The sequence below is a fragment of the Candidatus Obscuribacterales bacterium genome, from assembly GCA_019744775.1.
In the GTDB taxonomy this organism is placed as follows: domain Bacteria; phylum Cyanobacteriota; class Vampirovibrionia; order Obscuribacterales; family Obscuribacteraceae; genus SBAT01.
This window is the reverse complement of the sequence record JAIETZ010000002.1, coordinates 118561-129565: the sequence shown is the minus strand read 5'-3', so window position 1 is coordinate 129565 and position 11005 is coordinate 118561. Positions and strand designations below refer to the sequence as shown.

16 protein-coding genes are annotated in these 11005 nt (G+C 45.8%); all 16 read right to left on the bottom strand.

The window, feature by feature from the left end:
* Window positions 1-10: 10 nt before the first annotated feature.
* A complete protein-coding gene (locus K2Y22_04185; protein ID MBX9877635.1) occupies window positions 11-382 on the bottom strand; it encodes a phage tail assembly chaperone in 372 nt (123 codons plus the stop codon).
* Window positions 383-395: 13 nt separating this feature from the next.
* Window positions 396-818 carry a hypothetical protein gene (locus K2Y22_04180; protein ID MBX9877634.1) on the bottom strand — a complete coding sequence of 141 codons (423 nt, stop codon included), beginning with the start codon at window positions 816-818 and terminating at the stop codon, window positions 396-398.
* A gap of 41 nt (window positions 819-859) precedes the next feature.
* Window positions 860-1288, bottom strand: a complete 429-nt coding sequence (locus tag K2Y22_04175) for a hypothetical protein (protein MBX9877633.1) — start codon at window positions 1286-1288, stop codon at window positions 860-862.
* Window positions 1289-1301: 13 nt separating this feature from the next.
* Window positions 1302-1703: a DUF3168 domain-containing protein gene (locus K2Y22_04170; protein MBX9877632.1), complete on the bottom strand. Its 402-nt coding sequence runs from the start codon at window positions 1701-1703 to the stop codon at window positions 1302-1304.
* Window positions 1700-2293 (bottom strand): HK97 gp10 family phage protein, encoded by a 594-nt coding sequence (locus K2Y22_04165; GenBank protein MBX9877631.1) that lies wholly within the window; start codon window positions 2291-2293, stop codon window positions 1700-1702. Before K2Y22_04165 ends, K2Y22_04170 begins: the two co-directional genes overlap by 4 nt.
* The gene (locus K2Y22_04160) at window positions 2290-2646 is read right to left on the bottom strand and encodes a phage head closure protein (GenBank protein MBX9877630.1); all 357 of its coding nucleotides are present in this window, start codon (window positions 2644-2646) and stop codon (window positions 2290-2292) included. The genes K2Y22_04165 and K2Y22_04160 overlap by 4 nt, the downstream gene beginning before the upstream one ends.
* A 2-nt stretch (window positions 2647-2648) precedes the next feature.
* Window positions 2649-3227: a hypothetical protein gene (locus K2Y22_04155; GenBank protein MBX9877629.1), complete on the bottom strand. Its 579-nt coding sequence runs from the start codon at window positions 3225-3227 to the stop codon at window positions 2649-2651.
* A 7-nt stretch (window positions 3228-3234) separates the two neighbouring features.
* The gene (locus K2Y22_04150) at window positions 3235-3453 is read right to left on the bottom strand and encodes a hypothetical protein (GenBank protein MBX9877628.1); all 219 of its coding nucleotides are present in this window, start codon (window positions 3451-3453) and stop codon (window positions 3235-3237) included.
* 24 nt (window positions 3454-3477) lie between these two features.
* A complete protein-coding gene (locus K2Y22_04145; GenBank protein MBX9877627.1) occupies window positions 3478-3861 on the bottom strand; it encodes a hypothetical protein in 384 nt (127 codons plus the stop codon).
* Window positions 3862-3873: 12 nt separating this feature from the next.
* Window positions 3874-4311 (bottom strand): hypothetical protein, encoded by a 438-nt coding sequence (locus K2Y22_04140; GenBank protein ID MBX9877626.1) that lies wholly within the window; start codon window positions 4309-4311, stop codon window positions 3874-3876.
* Window positions 4312-4374: 63 nt separating this feature from the next.
* On the bottom strand, window positions 4375-4812 hold the full coding sequence (locus K2Y22_04135) for a hypothetical protein (GenBank protein MBX9877625.1): 438 nt from the start codon (window positions 4810-4812) through the stop codon (window positions 4375-4377).
* 29 nt (window positions 4813-4841) lie between these two features.
* A complete protein-coding gene (locus K2Y22_04130; GenBank protein MBX9877624.1) occupies window positions 4842-6071 on the bottom strand; it encodes a phage major capsid protein in 1230 nt (409 codons plus the stop codon).
* 201 nt (window positions 6072-6272) lie between these two features.
* Entirely contained in the window at window positions 6273-7010 is a 738-nt protein-coding gene (locus tag K2Y22_04125; GenBank protein ID MBX9877623.1) for an HK97 family phage prohead protease, read from the bottom strand.
* Window positions 7000-8706: a phage portal protein gene (locus tag K2Y22_04120; protein MBX9877622.1), complete on the bottom strand. Its 1707-nt coding sequence runs from the start codon at window positions 8704-8706 to the stop codon at window positions 7000-7002. Before K2Y22_04120 ends, K2Y22_04125 begins: the two co-directional genes overlap by 11 nt.
* Before the next feature lie 198 nt (window positions 8707-8904).
* Window positions 8905-10500 carry a hypothetical protein gene (locus K2Y22_04115; protein MBX9877621.1) on the bottom strand — a complete coding sequence of 532 codons (1596 nt, stop codon included), beginning with the start codon at window positions 10498-10500 and terminating at the stop codon, window positions 8905-8907.
* The gene (locus tag K2Y22_04110) at window positions 10460-10933 is read right to left on the bottom strand and encodes a phage terminase small subunit P27 family (protein ID MBX9877620.1); all 474 of its coding nucleotides are present in this window, start codon (window positions 10931-10933) and stop codon (window positions 10460-10462) included. The genes K2Y22_04115 and K2Y22_04110 overlap by 41 nt, the downstream gene beginning before the upstream one ends.
* Window positions 10934-11005: the final 72 nt, after the last annotated feature.

The window sequence follows — 11005 nt, the reverse complement described above, 5'->3', positions numbered from 1 at the left end:
AACCAGAATTTTAAGTCTGGCTGCTCTCTAAGTTTTTTTCTGCGATCTCAAGATCGTTCTCTTGAAGAGAATTGAGCTTTGTCCCTGAACGAACGATTCGCATCAGTGGCTTAGCGCTTTTCTTCATCAGTTCCTGGCTGTCTGATTCTTCAAAGAGTGGCTTGCCTTCTTCATCACATGCAACCATGCAAATGATTCGAGCTAGCTTCATCATTCGCTCTTCTGGAGAGCCATCAGATAGACCAGCAACTAGAGATTCAAGGGCAAGTCTTTCTGCGCCAGTTACTACACGGACGCAGACATGACCTTCCCATTCAGGTATTTCTACCTTCTGAATCTCACGATCCTTAAACGCGAAAATTTGTTCTTTATTGAGTACCACGGGTCTACACTCCTTATGTTCTAGTTACTTTTCCGCTGATTTGGATGGTGAATGGTTGAACCATCTTTCCATCGGCATCTAGCGTGATATCTCCAAGTTCCTCAACAATTCCACGGAAATCAAATTGCTTCGATGGACTTGTTGGAATCACAATTTGGAAATACTGCAAAGCTCCGGAATCCAAAACTGATTCCAGTGATTGCTGAGTTGCATCATTGATGTAAGTTAGTTCACCGGAGATCTTGCCAAAATTTATCATTCCAGCAATGAATTCCATTGCGCCATCAGCACTATCATGATCGCTATCATCTAGAATCGTTCTCTTGCCGCCTGGTGCATTGAACTTAGAGACTTTGGCAATTTTGGTGAATGTGGAGTTGCTACCACCGTCACCCAGTCTAAATTCGGAACCGTATGCCCTTCTACCTGCTGTCATTGTTGTTACTCCTTAAGTAATTGAGTTAGAGCGAGTGGCAATTAACGCAAGCGGATAATTGCGAACTTGATTGCGTTATTGCTCGCATCCAGGTTCATCTTGCCGGTTGTCTGTCTCCAGCCGAGTACCGGAAATGGACCAAATACGGCATATTCCCCAGCGGACAACGAATAGGTTGTAATGTCACCTGTACGACCTAGTTCATCTGCTGCACTCTTAATGGTGGCGGTGTAAGCGTTGGCACCATCAGAGTTATAAATGAGTACCATTTCTTTGCCGGTCGATACGAAGTCATAACCGTTAGCCGCATCTCCACCAGTAAAGGTAAAGTCAGCACCGTTAGCCGAAATAGTGGAATTCAAGTTAGGACAAGTTACCGGTGTCAAAGTTGTTCTAACTGCATGAGCAGCTTGCAACGGCATGAATGCCGCCAACATTACTACTGCTAAGCCTTTGAGAAAGTTCTTCATTGTTTATTGCTCCTTATCGTTGAGTTTCATCATGCGAGATCGCAAGTATTAAAATGCGCCGATACAGTTCAGCATCTGAACTGAAATCGTCATCAAAGTCGTTTTCACATTCACAAGATTGAATTTCTGTACCCTCCAAGGTGCCCGTGTAACCTTGAAGGGACAGACGAACGGCTTCTTTCAATGCAACTGTAGTGTCATAGTCTTTTGCTATGCAGTTGAATTGAACATGCGACGTTGCTAAGCCATCTGGTCCATCGTGAGACTGATTCGATTCCTTGCTAATGATCTGATAGACCACTGCAGGAGGTTGTAGATTCTGTTCCCACTGAATTGGATAAATACGATCACTAGCAATGGACCTAACTTGTCCATCACCTGAGAGCCGTTGAAAGATGTGCGCTTCTAAGCTCATCTCGCAAGCTCCTTCACTGATCTATCAATTTCGCCAGTCATTACTTGTGCAAAGACAGTCACTGACTCTTGCCATTTGCTTTCTAAAGCAGGGCGCATAAAGGGCTTTGCCGGCACAAAATTATGAGCGCCAACTCGTCTACGCTCGCTATCCACTCTAGGCATTCCATGCTTGGCAGCGCGCTTATAGATGATGCCTTCATGCTGTTCACGGCTAGTAAGTTTCCGCGAATAGCTGAATCTCTTACCGGCAAAGTGCCCAAACTCAACGAACTTGCCATAAAAGCCATCAGTTATTTGAGCAGAAGTTATTTTCTTTGCCGCAAGCTTCCGCATGTCGGCTTTTGAAGTCAGTCTCAAGCCAATTACGACAACATTCTTAAGCTCAGGATCTGTGGACTTGCCACCCACAGTCATAATACTGTCAGCAAGATTACCAGTCTGCTTAGGCACGTTCCGTTTAGCTTCATCAACAATAACTCGAGAAGCCTTCATCAAGCCTTTACGAAGTGATCTATTTGCCAACTTCTTTGGCAATTTGATAAGTACATCATTGACTTCTTTCAAGCCTTTTACTTGTACGGTACTCATTGAGCTACCCCCAAGTTAGTGCCCAGGTTATTTACTTCAGTGCCGACGATCCGCAACCATTTACGGCGTCCGATCTCTTCAACGGTAAAGATGTTGAAATAGCGTTCGTTGTAAACGATTCTCATCGTTTTTAAGATGTCATCTCTAAAACGAATCCAGAATTCCATATCGATAAGAGCATTCATCTGCATCGATAACAACCGTTCTGTTGAACGGACTTCTTTTGCAGCAGCCCAGACAGTGCAAAAGTCTTCATACTGACCCGCTTTAGCGGCACCTGAACGCTGCCTTTCTTGCTTATAGCTTTGAAAGGTTATTCGCCTATCTAATTTACCGGCGGTCATTGATTGCATGGCTAAACCCTCAACCGCTCAGAAAACAACATTGCATCTACGGCGCTAAGATCCGGTTTGCCAGATCCGTCACTGCCGAAATCGCCACGATTCTGGTAGAACGTGGAGATATGAAGCTTCATGGCATTCTTGAACTTAGCCGGAATGTCAGACACATCGGCGTAACCGCAGACAACCTTTATATTGACTGCGTTCGTCACCGGTCTAGTAGTTGGCCAATATTTGCCATACTCTGGCATTATCCTTGCCACCTGAGAAATCAAATCAGAGCGGTAATCAGCTACAGAGAGTGTCTGTTCCGTACCATCTGAATCTAGATATTTGATCCAAGTAATCGACTGAATCGGCGCGCCGGGAAGCCGAATTATTGGATCGCAACCTTGCGGGAATTCATCAAGATAGTAAGTGCGAGTCTGTTGGAAGAGAGCTCTTTCGGTCAATTCTTCAACGTATTCGCAGGCTTCGGTGATTGCTGAAATAAACCAAGCATCTTCTTCATCACCATCCACATGCAGGAACCCTTTGACTTCATCAACAGTCAAAGGTTCCTGATCAGGTGGAGTGGTGAGGGAAAAAATCATCTTTGGGTTACTTCTTCACGCGCTTTTCTGGAGCACCTGGCAAAACTGCTTTTTCTTCATCGGATTCTTCAGGTTCGACTTCTTTAACTTTGCGCTTACCATCAAGAGATACGGCATAACCACCTTTAACCAGTTCAGCGCCGAACTCTTCATCGACTTCTACGCTTTTACCAGCCAACACAACACCATCTGGTCCTGCCATGGTTGTATTCATCTTCACTTTCATTCGGGCTTTTCTCCTTTTCTTCGTCTAATCGACGACTACTATGAATCGACCGCTCTTAGTGTTACCACCGCTAGCGATAACGATCTTCACTCTTTCATTTGCTATTGCGATCTTGTCTTGAACAGCGGTGCCACCAGCTGCATACAATGAAGCGACACCGGCATTACTATGAGTAGCTTGCCGCGGGGCAACCTGTTTTGATGCGTTGACATCATTTTCTGTCCAGATATTCTCGCCGGACTCTTCACCCGTGATCGCGAAATCAACACCATCCGAAAACGGTGTTGATCCGTCTTTCACATAGCGAATATGCGAGATCTTGCCGGTCACTGGAATCGATGTATAGCCAGTCGCAGCACCGCTAGCATCCGTTACAAGGTCAACCGTAAACCTTTGGGCGTAACTCATTGATTACACTCCTTATGTACCTATTGCAATCCAGCTAATGACACCCGTGTTATTGGTTGATGCCACCAACGTCGGATCTGAGCCATCTGTTTTCCAGGCATACAAATCGAGCTGTCCAGCAGTAACACTGCCAGCATAGTCAACTGTAATAGCAATTGGATCATCACCAGGCGTTGTAGCTTTCTTGATACAAGCCATAGCCGCAACAACGGTCGCAAGTCCAGTGGTGACGGAAGTTGGATTTGATCCATCAAGAGTAACTTCACCGCGAGCGATTTTATAACCAGCAGCTACAGCAGCTGGGGCAGTTGCTAGCGCGGAAGTCCTATCATTACCAGCTATCTTGAGGGCAGAACCTGATTCAAAATCAACTTCACCACCGCTTGCAGCTACTAACTTGTCACCATTATTTGTTTTATAAATTTTTGATTGAAATGTAGCGTCAGCCATTTCTTATGCTCCTATGAGGTTGGCGGGTGACTTATGCCACCCGCCGATATCTACTCAACCTAATTAGGCAGTGCCTTCTGCCGGGCTTACCGACAATTCACCACCAGAGATGCCGGTTCCATGAGAAACGGGCTTCACACGCGGACCATACAGAATGGCGAAGATCGGACCAACTACGGCGTTCTGTGTTCCACGATCCACGATGCAGCGAACATATCTTTCGCGCGGTTTGGACAAGTCCATCCAGAAAGATTTATCCGACTCGGTATCAGCAACAGTTTGAGCAGAGCCGAGAAGATCGGCAGCGTCACCCATACCAGAAGCTGCACCTTGTTGAGCCTTAATGGATGTGACAGCGCCGGATGTAATGGTGCCAAATGGCACCAAAAATGCAACGCCATCATAACCTTCGGTATCAACTGTGTCCGAGGTAATATCCGAAGTGCCGGCGACAGAGCTCGTCTTCACCTGGATCAATTTTGCATGCTTTAACAAATTCATTTTCAATTCTCCTTAGTGAATTTCGCTCGTTACGCTAACTTGATACGGCTGAATGCTTCAGCAAGAGCTGGAGCAGCATCCAATTCAGCACGGACAATAAATCCGGTCTGATCGGAACCCGCATAGAGTTCAACTAAACGCTGAACTCTGTACTTCAACGAATCAACGATGTAGTAGTGAGAGAAGTCAGCAAACATACCGACGTACTGAGCTGTGGTGTATGTATTCGGTACATACTCAGACAGGAGCACGGGACGGCTAAGAACTACATCTCCGACATCCTGAGCTAAGCCAGGCTGTAAAAGATACTGACCATTGCCATCTTTGAGCTTGGAAATCTTTTCCATCAGATTACGGTGGAATAACCACTTACCATTTTTCTGATACTGAGATTTCAAATTCCACTTAGCAGCACGGAGTCCATCACCGGTTACTTCAGTCGTGGTGTTTCCTGTAGAAACGTCACGAGCTGTAGAAATACCATTGGTGGATGCTACGAACATACCGAGCGGTTGACGAGCACCTGTTCCGGTCATGAATGCTTTCTCTTGAGCTACGCCCATCTTATAGGCGAGTCTTGCCAAAAGAAACGCTTCCATATTGAAATTGGGATTTCTCAAGATCTTGTTTGAAGCCTTGAGCAACTTGCCAATTGGATTTACCTTGAATTCTCGCTCACCAAATGCCATTGCACTGTCTTCATTGCCAATTGCAAGTTCAACAGTCCAATCAGCATCATCTGGATCAGCGGTCAGTTCTGGGAATCCGAGTTCATCAAAAGCGTTGAATTGAGTAGCCAATCCACGAATAACAACTTCATTGTCCAAAGCCTTGATCAACTGACCCGACATTTCCTTGGGAACCAAGAAGCCGCCCTCTGTGTCTGTTCCAGCAGACAACGCGCGGAATTCGCCTTCATTTAAAGCGCCGCTTCCTCTCCTTACATATTTAAGGAAACTGGAGCGGTATTCGTCAGAAGCAATACCGGAACGATCTTCTTGTTCCTGACTATTACCTTTGGCGCGATCTTCTTTCTTGCTTTCGGCGGCACGTGTTGCCATTTCTTTTTCAGCAGCAACCAATTCTTGTTCACGCTTAATGCTTGTCTGAATCGTTTCTTGTTCAGCCCACAGCTTGCCGTAGCGAACATTTTCCTCTTCAGTTAGTGAACGCTTTTCTTCTTCAGCTCTGTCCACCATTGCGCGGGCTTCAGTAATTAACTGACCGCGCTTCTGCTGTAAATCAACTAAATTTGGCATGTCTTTCCTTCCTTTTGGATGGGATCGACCTGCCAAAAATAAAAGAGCCTGCCGACCCCGTAATTTACGGAGTTACTTTCGACAGTCTCTTGACCGGCTCAGCGGTCAGGCTTCTGTTTGGTCTTTTCGTTAGCGTCAGACTCAGCTTTACTAACTACAAGCGCCTAAATTTTCGGGGCTTATATTACCCGATTCGTTATCTTATGCAAGCTCAGCAAGTTGAAGTTTTAATTTCAAAATACTTGGCGGCACAGATCTTACTTCCGGATTGAACAACTTCTCACGCAATTCAGCCGGCAGTTTAGCCTGCAGTAGTGAACGATGTTCAGTCACTAATGTTCTGTCTGCTTCAGTTAGTTCAAGATCATGCTCAATCTTGCGAAGCGCGGGCAATAATGTGGATTGCTTCGCGATCTCAACATCAAATGATCTAACCGCTACAGTTGTTTGACGATATGCCGGATATGTCACTACAGATACATCAAATAATTCGACATCGAGCAATTCACGAATGACTTCATCATTCTGCATTCGCCAATTGTCGGTAATGACCCGGAAGCCAAAGCTCATACCGTCAACATCACCACGGCGAACAAGTTCCATTACATCGCGCCCATCGGTTGTATCCGGAGCACTGATATCGGAAACTAAGCCTTTTGAATTCACCGACAGAATCAAGGTTCCCGACTTTGTGCGACCTAATACCCGTGAAGGCTCATGATCGCGCAATGCTCTTACATCCGTATCAGGGAAATTCCGATTAAAAGCACCTGGCTTGATAATCTCACGGAAGCCGCCTAGATCTTCACTGTATGAATTAAACAGCGCCGCATAACCGGCAAGCTTGTTTGGCTTGTTGTCTTCTTTGTCCGATGCCCGGAGTTCACATTCAGTCAAATGGCGTCTTTCAAACCATTTTTCATTTGATCTAACTTCCATTTGCTTTATCCTCCAAAAGATCGAGCAGTTCATCTTTACGGGTTTCTTTCCATTCAGAAATTGCCCGCGTCATTTCCTTCAACTTGTCTGACAATCCAAGATCACCAGACATGATTTCGCCTATTAATTGAATAGACCTTTCAACGTGCTTGCCGACAATATCGTCGATTGCCTTGTCGGAAAATCCTTCTGTCAGCGCGCCTAATGCTCTTACCGCCGGCATTAGAGTCGTCGTCATTTCTGTCCGGAACTGACCGTAAAACTCATCAGTCCATGACTGAAATTCCTTGAGGGTTCCGCCACGGCTAACCTTCTCGACTTGGCGGGTAAGAGCCTTACTTTCCTTTGATACCGATCTTTGAACAGCATCAGCAATTACATTTTTGATTTCGGCAATCACAGCGTCATGATTCCGGCGCTCTTGTGTTATTTCCTGAAGACCAATCAGATAAGGATTGTTAGTTCTCGCTTCCTTTGGAACAGCTACAGGCGTATCTGCTGGCACCATATTGACTGGTCGCCAATAAATCTCTCCACCTTCGTACGGTTCCATATTCTCAAGATCACGAATATCATTGCCGCTCAAAAATCCATTCTGCCGGCCAATGGCATAAGCCTCATAACGGGTTTTGATGTCACCGCGCAAAAGACCATCCAGCTTGAATTCGATGCTATAGAGCAGTTTTTCCGTAGTGCTCAAAAGATCACGACGGGCACATTGTTCAATACGGCGCATCCATGGCAACATTGTCGATTGCACGAATTCAATATTCTGGTGCTCAATGTTGGAAAAGGTCGCGTGTTCAAGATCCCCAACCTTATGCGCCTGAACACGCATAGCGCCGTATATTTCAGAGCGCTGAAACTTTCGTGTCTCTAAGAACTGGGCTTCATCGGCTGCCAATGAGATAGATTCAAACTTCATTCCTTCTTCAAGGACTGCAACCCGGTTGACGTTATCCAATCCGGAGTTTGCCCGTTCAAATTGTTCTCGGAGATCCTTTGCTTTCTCTCCATTCAACTTATTTGGATGAAGCAACACGCCACGCGGAGAAGCGCCATTACCGAATAGCTTCGCGCCAAATTCTTCTGCAGCTAGTCCAAGTCCAATTGCTTCCATAAGCATACGGATAGGACTTACACCACAAATACCGTCAAGACTCATTCCTCTTATATAGAACAAATCCCTGCCTAAAAATAGTGGGATCTCAGCGCCACCATTCTTGGGCTGATAGTAAAACACCAGTTCCGGATCGTCCTTCAGCAGTTTGACGTAATCGATACGAACCCTGGACGGATGAATCGGCGTCAGCTTTGTAATTACGCCGCCTTCGGTTCTTTCTATCAGAGCATAGAAATTACCGTTCGTAAGCAGACAGACAAGTATGAATTCAACAAAGTCAGCACTCGTCCAATTAGGATGAGGTTGATCATGAAGTAATCCATAAAGGGAAAACTTTCGGGCTATTTCCTTTTTATCGTCCTTTTTGTACTCATAGATGAACCATGGCAACGTCATGGCAGCAGACGAAATGACGCCTACGCAGGCAGCAAAGACTGGATACCTCATTGCCTGATCGGTATTTATAAATCTACCTGTGTAAGCCTGGCTACCGCCACCAAATAGCTGGACGATCTTGTCACTAGGATTTGAGGGATGTGATCTCTTTTCGAGCAGTCCTCTAAGAATCCCCACTCACATAACTCCTAAGACCAATTGCCGCGAGGATTGTACCCGAAACTATCAAAGATATTGCAGGCGATATCAAGAAAAAACCAAATGCAATAAAAATGAATCCGACGATCACACAGAGATCTTGCTGATTCTCTTTCCGAAATTCCTTATCCTTCCACCAAATTGTTTTTTCTTTGTCTTCATCGACGGGCTTCATTTTCATAGAACTATTAATCCTCTCGTGTTGTAAATACTATCGTCGTCCTTATGTTCCAAAGCTCTCGCCAGCGCCATGATGCTAGCTACTGGTCCATCAATTCTCCTATTCTTCTTGCTCTTGTCTGGCTTGATGTTGCCGCTTGAATCTCTATAGGCAAGCAGGTTACGCATCATCCATTTCATCATCGGATTGCTATCATGCTGAAATTGTCGTGAGATAACCATTGCCTCATAATCCATCATCGGACCAGACATAGATCGGGTGCCTTGTCGGAACTCCACTGCCGGAATGCCTTCATTATTAATAAGCCTGGTCCTGAATTGCTCACTTCGCCACGGGTCAAATGCCAATTCCATCATGTGGAATCGTTCCATCAGTTTGAGAAGATCTTCTTCGATATAGGTGTAGTCAACGATATCACCCGGCGTAAGTATCAAGTTGGCTTTTGGATCTTTTGCCCACAACTTATATGGGACGTGATCGGTTTTCTCGTGATACTCCAACAGATCGGCCGGTATCCAGAACTTATTGAAATTGAAAAACTTGTTGAAGTCATCATCTGGAAAACAGAGCGCTAAAGCTGTAGGGTCGATCCGCTTCGATAAGTCCAAAGCTGCCCAACATTTACGCCCTTCAAAATCCTCCAAGACTAAATCGCGTCCGGCTCGAATCCAGAAGGCTTCTGGAATGAACACGTCCATGGATTCAGTCCATATGTTCAGATAGAGTTGCTTAAATGTATTCTCGTAACTCGGCATTCGTTGCGCCATGTCACACTCATCACGCAAGCTCTCAAAAGATATTGCTGACCCAAGGTTAGGATTTGCTTTCAGCCATACTTTCGGATCTTTCCAGTCGTCTGTTTTCTCTGCCGCAAAAATCTTAGGCAAGAAGGTAGAATCTGGAAATACTCCATCTCTTACGTTAATTGCATAGTCATGGATATTGCCGCAAAGACTATCGGGATTCTCACCGGCAGTGGTTAGCAAGATTTCTAATGGCTGCTTAAGTGTGCCGCGACCAGTGCGTAATGCGTCGTAAAGGCTTCTGGTCTTTTGGACGTGCAATTCATCAAATAGAATTCCGTGCGGCTTAGTACCATGCTTGGTTCTAGCATCAGCGGACACTACTTTATATATAGCGCCTGTCTTCTTGACCTTGATGTATTTCTTAAAGATCCAGCACCGCTTCTTAAGTTTGGGACTTGCCTCAATCATTGCCTTCGCTGTATCAAAAATGATCTTTGCCTGGTCGGTGTCGGCGGCGGCGCTGATGATTTGACCGCGAACAGGAGCATCACAAAATAGTAGGTACACAGCGATTGCGGCGGCTAACGTAGACTTCCCGTTCTTTCTGGGAATCTCGAGATATAGGGTTCGATATCTTCTTGTACCATCTGCTCTTTTCCAGCCGAACAATTCCCTGAGCAAATCTTCTTGCCACTGTAATGGCTTGAATGGCTTCCCTGCCCATTCGTCATCAGTGTGCTTCAGGAACCTGCAGAAGAATTTGATGACTCGATCAGCCGCTTCCTGATCAAACCAGAATTCTTCGTTAGCTGAAGAATTCTTCTTCGTCTGCTGCGTCTTCTTCATCGGCACCTGAATTGTTATCGATCTGAATACGTGAGCGCGAAGCGGGACTCATGCCGAACTCAACGGCAAACTTCCGATACTCAGCCCATGAATTACGAGAAATCGAAACTTCAGGGCGCTGAATTTCATTGCCCTGCATCGTGGTCATGGTATATCCGGACTTCTCTAAAATCTTGTCGGCAGCAACAGCGCGCTTCAATGCCTGGCACATACCAGCAAGATTCATGGCATCGAGATCGGTCATCAGTCTGTTCCGAAACAGTTGACCCACTACCCGATCCCATTCTTTCTTAGCTAAATCGCTCAGAAAATCCGGACACTTAGGCAGCGCAAGATCTGGTTTTGGTTCACGCTTATTCAATGGGCGCTTACCTGGGTTGCCTTCCGCTTCTTTCAACGCGGTCGGCTTCGGAGCTGGTCCCCTCCTACCCATTAAAGCCACCACATCTGGTGTAAGCCCCTTTAATGAAACCTGCGGTCGCACACGCCGACCCCACCGCGCGGT